10 protein-coding genes and 1 riboswitch are annotated in these 13,013 nt (G+C 59.5%); of the genes, 6 read left to right on the top strand and 4 right to left on the bottom strand.

Annotated elements, in window-relative coordinates:
- Positions 1 to 162 precede the first annotated feature (162 nt).
- Together WFP06_RS05265 and WFP06_RS05260 are read left to right on the top strand one after the other, a co-directional pair.
- Complete coding sequence (locus tag WFP06_RS05265; RefSeq protein WP_336986181.1) at positions 163 to 846, top strand: lysozyme; 684 nt, start codon at positions 163 to 165, stop codon at positions 844 to 846.
- 113 nt (positions 847 to 959) lie between these two features.
- Entirely contained in the window at positions 960 to 3,113 is a 2,154-nt protein-coding gene (locus WFP06_RS05260) for a M3 family metallopeptidase (RefSeq protein ID WP_336986180.1), read from the top strand.
- A gap of 55 nt (positions 3,114 to 3,168) precedes the next feature.
- Here WFP06_RS05260 and WFP06_RS05255 read toward each other — a convergent pair whose 3' ends face one another.
- Genes WFP06_RS05255 through WFP06_RS05240 form a run of 4 tightly spaced genes read right to left on the bottom strand, consistent with a single transcriptional unit; the run spans position 3,169 to position 7,503 of the window.
- Positions 3,169 to 3,909: an ABC transporter ATP-binding protein gene (locus WFP06_RS05255; protein ID WP_336987636.1), complete on the bottom strand. Its 741-nt coding sequence runs from the start codon at positions 3,907 to 3,909 to the stop codon at positions 3,169 to 3,171.
- A complete protein-coding gene (locus tag WFP06_RS05250) occupies positions 3,906 to 4,856 on the bottom strand; it encodes a FecCD family ABC transporter permease (RefSeq protein WP_336986179.1) in 951 nt (316 codons plus the stop codon). Before WFP06_RS05250 ends, WFP06_RS05255 begins: the two co-directional genes overlap by 4 nt.
- The gene (locus tag WFP06_RS05245) at positions 4,856 to 5,686 is read right to left on the bottom strand and encodes an ABC transporter substrate-binding protein (RefSeq protein ID WP_336986178.1); all 831 of its coding nucleotides are present in this window, start codon (positions 5,684 to 5,686) and stop codon (positions 4,856 to 4,858) included. The genes WFP06_RS05250 and WFP06_RS05245 overlap by 1 nt, the downstream gene beginning before the upstream one ends.
- Positions 5,683 to 7,503 (bottom strand): TonB-dependent receptor plug domain-containing protein, encoded by a 1,821-nt coding sequence (locus WFP06_RS05240; protein WP_336986177.1) that lies wholly within the window; start codon positions 7,501 to 7,503, stop codon positions 5,683 to 5,685. Before WFP06_RS05240 ends, WFP06_RS05245 begins: the two co-directional genes overlap by 4 nt.
- A gap of 206 nt (positions 7,504 to 7,709) precedes the next feature.
- Positions 7,710 to 7,926: riboswitch (cobalamin riboswitch) on the bottom strand.
- Positions 7,927 to 8,022: 96 nt separating this feature from the next.
- Between WFP06_RS05240 and WFP06_RS05235 the strand changes: the two genes are divergently transcribed.
- The 4 genes from WFP06_RS05235 to mdh all read left to right on the top strand — a co-directional run bounded on the left by WFP06_RS05235 (position 8,023) and on the right by mdh (position 13,009).
- On the top strand, positions 8,023 to 9,219 hold the full coding sequence (locus tag WFP06_RS05235) for a cell wall hydrolase (RefSeq protein ID WP_336986176.1): 1,197 nt from the start codon (positions 8,023 to 8,025) through the stop codon (positions 9,217 to 9,219).
- 129 nt (positions 9,220 to 9,348) lie between these two features.
- A complete protein-coding gene (locus WFP06_RS05230) occupies positions 9,349 to 9,678 on the top strand; it encodes a hypothetical protein (RefSeq protein ID WP_336986175.1) in 330 nt (109 codons plus the stop codon).
- Between the two features lie 172 nt (positions 9,679 to 9,850).
- Positions 9,851 to 11,776 carry a putative bifunctional diguanylate cyclase/phosphodiesterase gene (locus tag WFP06_RS05225; protein WP_336986174.1) on the top strand — a complete coding sequence of 642 codons (1,926 nt, stop codon included), beginning with the start codon at positions 9,851 to 9,853 and terminating at the stop codon, positions 11,774 to 11,776.
- Positions 11,777 to 12,031: 255 nt separating this feature from the next.
- Positions 12,032 to 13,009, top strand: a complete 978-nt coding sequence (gene mdh, locus WFP06_RS05220) for a malate dehydrogenase (RefSeq protein ID WP_336986173.1) — start codon at positions 12,032 to 12,034, stop codon at positions 13,007 to 13,009.
- Positions 13,010 to 13,013: the final 4 nt, after the last annotated feature.

Raw genomic sequence — 13,013 nt, 5'->3', positions numbered from 1 at the left:
ATTTCGGGCAGCTGTCCTGACCTGTGCATCACACGCGCCGAAGCGTGGATAGGATCTTCGCTTCAACCGTTAATACACTGTGTGAAAAAGGAAATTTTTAGAACTCGCATCCCGATATTCAACCGAACAAACAGGTCACGCAAGCGGGACCGTGCGAAAGACATGATGCGCACATTGCTATCCCGGCAGCGCGCCGGGTTAAAGCGCAAGCGTGCCGCGCTGCTGATGTCTGCCGGTGCGGTCAGCCTGACCGCCGCTACTGACTTGCCGTCCGCGTTTCTGGACGGCCCGTCACTTACCAGCGAGGCGGAAGCGGTACGCAAGTCAGCTACAGCTTTGTCTGCGAGCGACAAAATGAAAATGGCGCTGATTGAAGAAGAAGGTGTGCGCGCCGACGTTTACCTTGATGCGGCAGGCCGCCCGACGGTGGGCGCCGGCCATCAGGTGACACGCGATGACAATTTATCCGTTGGCCAAAATGTCAGTCGGGACCAGATAATGGTATTGTTGGAACGGGATCTGGCCATAGCGGAGGCTTCCGTTCGCCGGCTTGTTGGTGATCTGGTGCTGTACCAGCATGAATTCGATGCCCTGGTCGATCTTGCTTTCAATGTCGGCGAAGGCAAACTGGCGGCCAGCGAGAGCCCCAGGCTGAATGCTGCTGTTGCGCTGGCAGACTACCGCGCTATCGCAGACGAACTTGGCTATCATAATGCGGGCGGATTTGGCTTCGACGGACTAATTCACCGCAGCAAGCGGCGTGCTGCCATTTTTCTGGATGCGGACTATTCCGACACACGCAATAGCGGAGCGATCGGTCCAGCGACTAGAGCGCAAAGAGCTTAGGCCCGGCGATTTCACCTGACGTTCAAATCGGGCGGACTACAGGGACAGCCATCTTATTGACGGCAATGCCGAAATACGGGCATTGGCGTCATTCGTTCTGGAGAGGAATTTTAATGAAAACCCGTCTTTTAACCGGCGCGGCCTTGTTTGCGCTGACCGGATGCACGACCATGACCCAAACCACCGACAGGATCGCCGCAGAAGCGATCGCCGCGATCCCGCAAGGCACCGGCTATTTCGCCAGCGAAAGCACGTTGCCTTTCAAGGCACCCGATTTCACCAAAATCCGCGACGAGGATTATGCGCCCGCAATCAAGCAGGCGATGGTTATCCAGCAGGCTGAAATTGCCGCGATTGCGAATAATCCTGCGGCGCCCACACTGACGAACACTTTGGTCGCGATGGAGCTTAGTGGCGCGATGCTCAGCCGCGCGCTCGCCCCGTTTTCGCAAAAGCAGGGGGCAAATACCAATGATTTGCTGGATGCCACCGAAAGCGAGATTGCCCCGCTGCTCGCCGCAAATCGCGACGCGATCTATCTGAATGACAAGCTCTTCAAGCGGATCAAGGCGCTTTACGACAATCGCGCAGCCATGGCCATGACGGGCGAAGATGCGATGCTGCTCGAAACCTATTATGCCAATTTCGTGCACGCGGGCGCGCTGTTGTCGGATTCAGAAAAACAGCAACTGCGCGCCATCAATAGCGAATTGTCGAGCCTGGAAACCGATTTCTCGCAAAAGCTGACCGAAGCATCCAAAGATGCAGCGATCGCAATCGGTAGCAAGGCTGAACTGGCCGGTTTGACTGATGCGGAAATTGCCGCCGCCGCCACCGCTGCTGCCGACCGCGGCATGGCCGGCAAATATCTGCTGACTATCCAGAACACCACGCAGCAACCTCTGCTGGCCAAATTGAGCAACCGGGCAACCCGTAAAAAATTGTATGATGCCAGCATCGGCAGGACATCGTCGGGTGGTATGAATGATACAACTGACACCGTTCTCAAAATCGCCGGTTTGCGTGCCCGCAAGGCCAATCTTCTGGGGGCGCCGGATTGGGCGACCTATACGATGTACGACCGGATGGCGAAAACCCCCGCGACCGCGCTCGGCCTGATGGAACAGATGGTCCCTGCCCTCTCGGCAACGCAGCTGCGCGAGGCGGCGATGCTCAACGCGGCTATCAAGGCCGACGGCGGCAATTACACCGTCGAACCGTGGGACTGGTCGTATTATGCGGAAAAGGTTCGCAAGGAAAAATACGATCTCGATGAAAGCGAGATCAAACCATATTTCGAAGTGACGCGCACGTTGGAAGACGGCGTATTTTACATGGCGAACCAGCTATACGGTCTGACTTTCAAACAGCGTACCGACATTCCGGTATATCATCCCGATGTCACCACTTACACGGTGTTTGACAAGGACGGGTCCGAGCTGGCGCTGTTCTACTTCGATCCGTTTGCCCGCGACAACAAGCAGGGCGGCGCGTGGATGGGCAACTTTGTCGAACAGTCGCATCTGACCGGTAACAAACCGGTGATTTACAATACGCTCAACATCCCCAAGCCAGCCGAAGGCCAGCCCGCACTGGTCAGCTTCGATAATGTCGAGACGATGTTCCACGAATTTGGCCATGCGTTGCACGGTATGTTTGCGGACCAGAAATATGTTTCGCTTTCGGGCACCAATACGGCGCGCGATTTCGTCGAATTTCCTTCGCAGTTCCACGAACCGTTTGCGTCATTGCCTGAAGTTCTGGCACGCTATGCCAAACATCACGAAACCGGCGAGACGATCCCGGCTGCGCTGATCGAGAAAATGGACCGCGCGGGCAAATTCAACCAGGGGTACGCTTTGGGAGAGACCCTGTCGGCAGCGTTGCTCGACATGAAATGGCACGCGCTCACACCAGCGCAGCTCCCCGCCGATGTGCTTGCTTTCGAAAAGACGGCGCTGGCTTCGACCGGACTTAACCCCGAACTAGTTCCGCCGCGGTACAAATCACCCTATTTCCGGCATATCTGGACGCCGGGTTATTCGGCCGGATATTATTCCTACATCTGGACCGAAATGCTCAGCCACGATGCTTATGCCTATGTCGCAGCCAATGGCGGCATGACACGGGCAATGGGTGACCGCATTCGCAGCACGTTCCTGGGCCAGGGCCATTCAAAGGATTACGGGGTCATGTACCGCGATTTCACAGGCCGCAATCCCTCGATAGAACCGATGCTTGTGGCGCGCGGATTGAAGTCCAGATAGCAATTGTCACTTGGCGAATTTGACGCCCTCTCCCCGATGTCGAGGAGAGGGGGTTTTATTGCGCGACGAGCGCCTTTGCACCTGTTACGCCGAGCCATTGCGCCTTGACACCCCAGACGCGCGCGATGACGTCTGCTGATAGGGCAGCGGCGGGTTCACCGTCTGCCACCAGCGCGCCGTTATCCAGCACCAACACACGGTCCGCATGGTTCATCGCCAGCGCAAGATCATGCAGCACCAGCACGACACCGGCACCGCCCTTTGCGGCTGTGCGCAAATGTTTGAGGATCGCCAGCTGATGCCCCAGATCGAGCGCTGCCAGAGGCTCGTCCGCAAGGATCCACGCAGGCTCGCCCGCAAGCACCCGGGCAAGCAGCGCACGCGCTTTTTCGCCGCCCGACAGGCGCGACATCGGCCGGTCGGCAAGGTCCATCAAGGCGAGCGCGCCGAGTGCCCGCTCAACCGGCGCAGCATTGGCATCGCCGTGCGGCATTCGTCCCAAGGCAACCAGGTTGCGGACCGCCACATCCCACGCCACTTCACCGGATTGCGGCAGATAGCCGATTGTGCGCGCGCGTTGGCGGGGATGAATTGCGGCAACGGGTTTATCCGCAATCGTCACTTCTCCGCTTGCTAGCTCGATCAGGCCCGCGAGCGCCGAAAGCAAAGTCGATTTGCCTGCTCCGTTGGGTCCGCAAATTGCGGTTACCGTGCCTGCCGCCAGTTTGGCCGACACGCCGCGCAGCACAGGATTGCCGCCCAGACGTACAGTTACATTTTTCGCACCCAGGATCATGCCAGGCATCTTCGCATCCGCAGCAACAACCACAGAAAGAATGGCGCACCAATCAGACTTAGCGCGATGCCCAGGCGCAATTCCGTTACCAGCGGCAATATCCGGCAAACCACATCAGCCACCAGCACCAGCAGCGCACCTGCCAGGCTGCTGGGAATGATCAGCGACGACGGCCGATTGTCGGTGAACGGACGCACAAGATGCGGGACGATCAGGCCGACAAATCCCACAATCCCCGCCACTGCCACGCCGCTGCCCACTGTCAGGCCGACGCCGGCAATCAACCACGCCTGCAAGACGCGCGGATTGGTACCCAGCGAACGCGCCGCCGCGTCACCCAAAATCAGCGCATCGAGCCCTTTGCGCGCAGCCATCAGGCAAACAATGCCCGCCAGCGTCAATGGCGCGGCCAGCCCGACATCGGCCCAGCTCCGGTCGGTCAGCGCGCCCATCAGCCAGGTAACGATCTCGCTCATCGCAAAAGCGTTGGGCGCCAGGCTGATGGCAAGGCTCATCAGCGCCCCTGCGAGGCTGGCGATCATCATTCCCGCCAGCGTAAACAGCGCGATGCCGCCCGTGCGCCCGGCAATCAGCGCCAGCAAGGCCATCGCCCCGCCCGCACCTGCCAGCGCGAAAACTGGCAAGAGATACGCGCTCGCTGCATATCCGAACCACAGGCTTGCCACCGCCCCCAATGCAGCACCGGGGGCGATACCGAACAGCCCGGGATCAGCCAGCGGATTGCGCAGATAACCCTGCATAGCCGCACCGGCCGCGCCTAGCCCGGCACCGATCACCAGCGCCAGAATGCTGCGCGGCAAGCGCAATTCCGCAAGGATTATCGCGGCATTGGGCGTGGTGGCAAAGTCGATCCACACACGGCCAGCCAGCAGCGATAGCGGAAACGCTGCCGCGATCAGTACCAGCAGCAAGGGGATTGGCCGCATCACCGAAGCCCCTTACGAATTTCTGCAAGCCGCCGCGCGGCCACCGCGATGGTCGGTCCGCCGCAATAAATCAGCGAGGGCGCGAAACCGGCACGGTGCGTTAAAGCCAGTCCGGCGAGCGCGGGATGCGACTGGGCGCGTCCATCTCCGGCGCTCAAGATTACCTCGGGCGGATCGGCCAGCATTGCCTCCAGAGGCAAATAGTCCGCTTGCCCCAGCCCCTTGGCCGCGCTGTGACTGGCATAGCCGGTGCGGCGCAGCAATTCGGAAACCAGTGCACCTTCGCCCGGGACAATTCCGCCTTGTTGCCACACCACCGCCTGTAGCGGATCACGGCTGGTTGCAGTATCGGCCAAAGCGGTGTCGATACGCCTGATCAATGCCTCGCCGCGCTGCGGCTGGCGGACGGCGGCGGCGATCTGCCGGATTTGTGCATAGCTGGCATCGACCGTATCCGCCGCGCCGACCAACTCCACGCGAATACCCAGCCGTTCCAGAGCGGCCCGCGTAGCAACAGGCATATATGTGCTGGCGACAACCAGATCGGGATTCAGCGCAAGCACTTCCTCGGCAGTGCCGCCGGTAATTGCGAAACGCCTTGCTTCCGGCAGGTTCATCGAAGTCGCTCGCGGATCGTGGCTGTAATGCGAAATGGCCAGCAATTGTGCCGGATCAGCCACTTCGGCCAGAATTGCATCGGTACACGGATTGAGCGAAACGATCGTCGGGCCCGCCGGACTGGGTCCGCCAGCCTCTTCACCGGCGCAGCCCGCCGTCAACATCGCCGTCATCATCGCCGCCGGCACGGCCAAAGGCGCATAGCGGATCAAAACTGCGCCCGAAGTCCGATAAAGGCACCGCGTCCGGACATGCCGTAACCCGCCGCGGTCTGATAGCGGGTGCCGGTCACATTCTCGATCCGGCCGTACAGTTCGAACCGTTTGCCGACCGGAACGCTGGCGCGAAGATCTGCCAAAGCGTAACCGTCCAGCCGATTGAAGTTGCCGGCATCATCGAAACTGTCGCCAACCATCCGCAGATCCGCGCCGATCGCCGCACCGGAAGGTCCACGCCAATCGAGCGAGGCACTGAGCGCATGGTTTGGCCGGCGCGCCAGATCGTTGCCTTCGCCCAATGCACCGGCCGACCGGTTGCGCGCCTTCACATAGGAATAGGCTGCGCTGCCCCGAAGGTGCGCGGTAATGGCCGCGCCCAGTTCCGCCTCGAACCCTTCGGCCCGCGCGCGCCCGACATTGTCATAAGTCCCGAACGGGCGGTCCACGCAAATATCGTTGATAATGCCGCGGCAGGATACGAAATCGATCTGGTCGCGCGTGTCCCGGCGAAACGCGGTGAGCGCCAGATGGATGTCGGAATTGCGGTCACCCTTCTGGATGCCGATGTCATAACTCCGGCTGCGCTCCGGCTGCAAAATCGGGTTACCAAAATCGCTGAATAGCTGGAACAGCGTTGGTGCTTTGAACCCTTCGCCAAAGCTGCCGCGCAGGCGCAGGTTTTCGGCCAGCCTGTAACTGGCATCGGCGCCAAAACTTGCCGCACTGCCAAAATCACTGTGATCATCGATGCGCGCGCCGGCATTGATAGTCAAATTCCCCTTGGAAAAGCCCAATTGCCCGTAAGCTCCGGCGATGTCGGCTGTGCGGCGGCTGTCGAAATTGGTGGAATAACTCGACCACTCCTTCTCGCCGCCGAAATCGACTGAAACCGCTTCGCCAAGAACATAACGGCCGCGCAATTCTGCCCGTTCGGATTGGCCGACACTGGCAAAACCCGGTTCGTCTCCGAACGCAGGATTGAAGTTGGCGCGTTCAATCTTCGCGGCGGAGTAATTTGCGCGCAGAGTCAGATCAGCGTTCCGATAGGTTACTCCGATGCGGCCCGATGCCTCATCGGTTTCCTGGAATTCATCGGTGTCGATCAACCCAAAGGGCGGCAAATTTGAGAATCCGTCGATCTCGAGTGTTCCGTCGGCAATGCGCCCGCCGATATCCACCGTCAGCGTGTCGGCCAGATCATAGGCCAACTGGCTACCTATTTGCCAATGCTTGAAACCGTCGTCTTCAGTGCCGTTCGCAGCGGACGAGAAGCCGTCCGTTTTGTAATAGCTTCCACTGATCGATGCGCGGAGCCTGCGCCTGTCTATACCGATTGCCCGCGCAGCATAAAACGTGTCGCGCGATCCGTATTCGGTAGTCTCGAATACGCCGTCCGGTTGGCGCGAAGTGACCGCCAGCACGCCGCCGATGGCCTGACTGCCCCAGATCGTGCTGTTGGATCCGCGTAACAATTCGATGTTGCCAATTGTGCCGGGCAGCAGGTTTCCAAAATCGAACCCGCCGCCGGGGGATGCCTGGTCCGCAACACGCACGCCGTCGATAATCACCAGAAGCTGTTCAGCCTCCGCACCGCGTACCCTGATGCCGGTAAAGCCGCCCACCCCGCCATTACGCGATACTGTGACACCCGGTGCGCGGCGAAGGATCCGGGTGATGTCCGCGCCTTGAACGGCTTCCAACTCATCGGCGCCGATGATCGATATGGACTGGCCAGTGTTTGCTACGTTTTGTGCCAGTCCGTCAGCGGTGACCGTAATGGCTTCTTTTTTGGCAAATTCCCCAGATGCCACTCCTTCCGGAATCTCCAGAATCACGGTTTGTGGCTCAACCTGCTGCGCAAGAACAGGCGATACTGAACCTAAACAACTACCAACAAGTAACAGGTATCTATACATAAAAACTCCCGGCGAACGACATGATGCCATTCATAACGGGAGGAGCGCACGCCAACAGCGAAACACTCTTCTCATTGCCTCCGATACACCCCGCCCGGCGGCTGAACGACGCATCATCGGCAGGTCTCCTGGCTCCCGGATCGATGCGCCGTATCCGCCTTCCCAGACCGCGCGTTTGCGCAGCCCAGTGGCATGATGGAGACGGCGCTCCCCGGTCACAGTTGCGGGGGCAGCGCGGGATTGCGGAGGGTAACCCTCCATCACCCGCTTCCCTCTTAGGTCCGTATTATGCGGACAACCTATGACACCGGTAAGCCGATATTAGCCATTTCCATGCGGCGCAAGCTTAACAGTTAATCCCTAGACAAACCGATGTCCCGCAACGGTACGCCGCCTATATCGCGGATGCGCATCATGGCGCGCCGCCTTACACGCCGCTGGCGTATTCCTGATCCGCAAAGAAAGTTTGACTTGCACCCTTATAATCCCTTGTCCGACGACCAGCGCCCACGCGATTTTCGCGCTCGGCTGCCGCGTGTGGCCAGCGGATTTGGCCGCCGCCAGGCGGGCAAACATCGCGGCCGCAGATTGGCGGCACTTGTCGCCGCATTTGCAGTGCCGGCAATGGCTGCGCCAGGCGAATGGCAGGGGCTGGATAACCGTGCTCCGCTCGACAATGCTGTGCGATTGATGCCGTTTGAGAAGGCAGGGCACAGTTTCCCCGGATCGGCATTTTACTATCTCGATGATGACGGCGTTACCGCACCTGCCCGATCGGCTGATCCGGGTTTGGCGGCAACCGACGATATGTATGGCACCGGTTTCGATATTACGCCGCCTGTATCTGCCTATGCCGGACCAGCCGCCAGAGCTTTCCTCAGCGCAGGATCGGGCATCGATAAATCGCGCGCGCTGCAATGTATGTCGATGGCGATTTATTACGAGGCACGCAGCGAGGCTGATGTCGGCCAGCGCGCGGTCGCACAAGTTGTGCTGAACCGCGTTGCGCATCCGTCCTATCCCGGCAGTGTGTGCGGGGTCGTATTTCAGGGCTCGGAACGGCGCACCGGATGCCAGTTCTCCTTCACCTGCGATGGGTCCATGGCCCGGCAACCAGGGGGTATCTTCTGGGAGCGCGCCCGCCGCGTTGCCAGCGATGCCTTGGCAGGCAGGGTTTACGCACCTGTAGGCTACGCGACGCATTACCACACCCTGGCTGTAAACCCCTATTGGGCATCCAGCCTGCAAACTGTCGGAACAATCGGATTTCATCGTTTCTACCGCTGGAAGGGCGCGGCGGGGACAGCTTCTGCGTTTCGCGCGGCCTATAACGGGCGTGAGCCGCTTGCCGCACCCGCCCAGCCAGCGGTTGCCGATTATGGCAGCAGCGCCGCCGATCCGCTTACGCTGGCCCAGGCCTACGAGGATGGCCGCAGGCAGGCTGCTGCCCCGGCCTCACAGGTCCAATACACCGCACCCAAACCGACCTATTCACAAACGATAGAAGCGCGCGGCGGCGATGCCATTTTCAAAGCCGACAAATTGCCCGCTGCGGGCGGAGTGCGGCCCGAATATGCCAATGCGGGCAAATGGATCGCGCAACCCAAATAGGTTTTCGGTCCTGCAAATGCGGCCACAATGTAACCTTTACGTTCGCTAAACCATACCAGCACACGATGGCTTAGCGCCTTTGCAGTTACAGGCTGGCTTCCCCTACGATCAGACGCCCGGAACACACCCATGACTGTAATGTTTGCCCCCGCCCGCACAGCTTCCGCCTCGCCGGTAGCCCGCATCCTGACACGGCCGGAGCTTGGCTGCCCTGCCAATGATGACCGCGATCATAAGTCGGGAAAACGCCCGGGGGATGTGGCGCTCGAGGCTGCCCTGCGCCATTTCGCAAACCATGGCCTGAATGCAGCATCGACCGCGCGCGCCAGTGCCCAAAGCGCATTTTTCGCCGGAGACCGCAAGCAGTACGATTGGTGGCTGGAAATTTGCCGAACTATCGACCGGCGAATGGCCAGCGAAGTCGCCAAGCTGGGCGAAGCACAAAAAGCGGCAGATTAATCACTGGCGGAAATCGTGAATATCAATCCGTATATCGGGTAAAAACCCGTAAATCCGCATCAAGGTTTGGTAAGTTTTGCGTTAACTGTCCGGTGACGTCTTTCTATTATTGAGAACCTTCGAAAGTTCGGGGAGGCGGCGCATTTATTTGCTGAAAAAGATAAGGCAGAAGATGCGAAGCCGCGACACGCTCGATTTTCGGGTGCGCGCACTGCTCGTCAAAACGCTGTACACCAAACCCGCAAGTCTCACGATCGGGGCGGTAAACGGCGTTTTGTCGAGTGCATTGGCGGCCTGGTACGGCGATAACCCCTATCTTACATCGGCAGCTGTCATCCTGTGCGTCATCGGTATCTGGCGCGTTGGCAGTGCGGTGTACATCGGCCGCAGAGATACGCGCGGACGTAACGCCCGCAGGCAAGAAGTCATCTACGAATTTGGCGCCTTCAGCTATGCGCTTGTGCTGGGGCTGATTGCCGGTCTGTCGCTATACCTGCGATTGCCCGCATCGATAGAAGTCCTGATGGTCGCAAATGCACTGGGCTTCGGGATGGGAACCTGCGCGCGCAACGCTGGCCGGCCTGCAATTGCATTGGGCCAGTTGATGTTCTCGATCGCACCGGTGATGATCGGAGCGGTGGCGGTTGGCACCCCGCCATTCCTGTTCATGGCGTTCAATATGTTCCTGATGACACTTGCGATGATGCAGATCACCATGATGCTGTTCAAGACGCTGCGCGATTCCATCGGGGCGGCGCAGACCAGCGCCGAACTGGCCGACAAGATGCAAATTCTGGCACGGACCGACGTGGTCACCGGGCTGGCGAACCGGGCCGGCCTGAACCACGAACTGGTCGAACATCTGATGCGGCTGACACCCGGCAGCGATATTGCGATGTTCTGGCTCGACCTCGACCGTTTCAAGGAAGTGAACGATCTTCTCGGTCATCCCGTTGGCGACCGCGTGCTGGCCGAAATCGCCAGACGCATCAGGGCAGAAGCACCCGCCGGTGCCACTGTCGCGCGGTTCGGCGGCGACGAGTTTGTCGTGTTTTGTGAAATTGCCGACCGCCGTCACGCCGAAGCGGTTGGCCGGAAACTGCTGGAAGACATAAACCGGACAGTGATGATCGACGGTGAACGTCTGGAAATCGGTTGCTCCATCGGCATAGCGTTGCTGCCCGAAGACGGCGACGATGCGGATATGCTAATGCAAAGCGCCGACCTTGCGCTGTATCATGCCAAGGTGAACGGCCGGAACCAGATGGTTTTCTTCGACCGGTCCATGACCCGCGATCTGGTTCGTCGCCGCGAGATCGAACATGAATTGCGTCTCGCCCTGCAGCGCGATGAACTATCGATTTTCTTCCAGCCGATCGTCGATCTGGAAACCGGCCGGATCAAGACATTCGAAGCACTTGTGCGCTGGTTCCATCCGGAAAAAGGCGAGCTGCTGCCGGATGAATTCATTCCCGTCGCCGAAGAAACCGGTGCAATCATCACCTTGGGTAACTGGATCACGGCGCAAGCCGCAAAGGCCTGTGCCCAGTGGCCTGAAGATGTGACCGTTGCGGTCAATCTGTCGCCGCTACAAATCAAGGCGCCGGGCGCCGCCATGGGCATTCTCAGCGCGCTGAAGGAAGCAAAACTGGATCCCGCCCGGCTGGAACTGGAAGTGACCGAAAGCCTGTTCGTGGATGATAATCACGCCACCGCAGCCTTCATCGAGGAATTGTCCGCTCTGGGTGTGCGGTTTGCGATGGACGATTTCGGTACGGGTTATTCCTCGCTCGCCTATATCAACAAATATCCCTTCAAGAAGATCAAGGTCGATCGCAGCTTCGTATCGGGCGAGAACGTGGGCAAGAAAAGCAACGCCATTATCCGCGCGGTCGCTGAAATGGGCTCGACGCTAGAAATGGAGATTGTCGCCGAAGGTCTGGAAACGCTGGAACAGGTACGCGCCGTACGCGAGGCCGGTTGTACGCTGGGCCAGGGGTTTTATTTCAGCCGCGCTGTCCCCGACTATCTGGCGGCCATATTGCTTTCGCAGGAACGCGACGAAGAAAGCCGGAAGCTGCTGGCGAACGGACAATGAAAGGCGCGCGTGCGGGCCGCGCGCTCACACGCCCGCCGCCCCGCCCCCGACAATCGGCATTCCCCAATGTTAAATGCTATTGCGAACTGTTTGCAAAGATAGTTGGCCCATTGGCCCGGTTCGCGGTTGCAATCAGCCTGTCAGCGGCCTAACCCATCCGGGTTCATTCCGGTGCGGGCTCTGTCGCGGGACGTGAGGGCTTCGCATCATTTGCGATCCATGCGCTCCCGCCTGACTGAAGGACTCCCTCGCACTATGGCTCACAAGCGTGGACGCAATAAAATCGCCCTGATCGGCTCCGGCATGATTGGCGGCACTCTGGCTCACCTCGCCGCGAAGAAGGAAATGGGCGACATCGTCCTGTTCGATATTGCCGAAGGTATGCCGCAGGGCAAGGCGCTTGATCTGTCGCAGTGCGGCCCGATCGAAGGGTTCGATGCCAGGATTACCGGCACCAATGATTACGCCGACATCGCCGGCGCGGACGTGGTAATCGTTACCGCTGGTGTCCCGCGCAAGCCGGGAATGAGCCGCGACGATCTGCTGGGCATCAATCTGAAAGTGATGAAGGCGGTCGGCGAAGGTATCAAGAACAACGCGCCTGACGCCTTTGTAATCTGCATCACCAATCCGCTGGACGCGATGGTCTGGGCGCTGCGCGAATTTTCCGGCCTGCCGCATAACAAGGTTGTCGGCATGGCGGGCGTGCTGGACTCGGCGCGTTTCGCCACCTTCCTGGCATGGGAATTCGATGTTTCCGTAAAGGACGTGAACGCATTTGTGCTCGGCGGGCACGGCGATACGATGGTCCCCGTACTTAGCTATTCAACGATCAACGGCATTCCGGTGAAGGACATGGCCAAGATCAAGGGCATTGCCGAAAGCCGCCTCGACGAAATCGTCCAGCGCACCCGCGCGGGTGGCGGCGAGATTGTCCAGCTTCTGGGCAATGGCTCAGCCTATTATGCTCCGGCTACCAGCGCGATCGCAATGGCCGAAGCCTATCTGGGCGATAGCAAGCGCATCTTGCCCAGCGCGTCTTACGTCGAGGGGAAATATGGCCTCGATGGGTTATATGTCGGCGTGCCCACAGTTATCGGCGCAGGCGGTACCGAAGATGTAATCGAGATCGAACTTTCGGACGAAGAACGCGCCAACCTCACAGTCAGCGTCGATGCGGTCAAGGAACTGCTCGAAGCGTGCAAGGGTCTGGATGGCTCGCTTAGAGGGTAATGGC

Origin of the sequence: Altererythrobacter aquiaggeris, from assembly GCF_037154015.1 — a bacterium.
GTDB classification, from domain to species: Bacteria; Pseudomonadota; Alphaproteobacteria; order Sphingomonadales; family Sphingomonadaceae; genus Aestuarierythrobacter; species Aestuarierythrobacter aquiaggeris.
This window is presented reverse-complemented; position numbering and strand designations above follow the sequence as displayed.

What these genes read in the sequence shown, in the direction of transcription:
- WFP06_RS05265 (WP_336986181.1), top strand. Translation starts at nt 163, where the DNA reads ATGATGCGCACATTGCTATCCCGGCAGCGCGCCGGGTTAAAGCGCAAG.
- WFP06_RS05260 (WP_336986180.1), top strand. Translation starts at nt 960, where the DNA reads ATGAAAACCCGTCTTTTAACCGGCGCGGCCTTGTTTGCGCTGACCGGA.
- WFP06_RS05255 (WP_336987636.1), bottom strand. Translation starts at nt 3,909, where the DNA reads ATGATCCTGGGTGCGAAAAATGTAACTGTACGTCTGGGCGGCAATCCT.
- WFP06_RS05250 (WP_336986179.1), bottom strand. Translation starts at nt 4,856, where the DNA reads ATGCGGCCAATCCCCTTGCTGCTGGTACTGATCGCGGCAGCGTTTCCG.
- WFP06_RS05235 (WP_336986176.1), top strand. Translation starts at nt 8,023, where the DNA reads ATGGCGCGCCGCCTTACACGCCGCTGGCGTATTCCTGATCCGCAAAGA.
- WFP06_RS05230 (WP_336986175.1), top strand. Translation starts at nt 9,349, where the DNA reads ATGACTGTAATGTTTGCCCCCGCCCGCACAGCTTCCGCCTCGCCGGTA.
- WFP06_RS05225 (WP_336986174.1), top strand. Translation starts at nt 9,851, where the DNA reads ATGCGAAGCCGCGACACGCTCGATTTTCGGGTGCGCGCACTGCTCGTC.
- mdh (WP_336986173.1), top strand. Translation starts at nt 12,032, where the DNA reads ATGGCTCACAAGCGTGGACGCAATAAAATCGCCCTGATCGGCTCCGGC.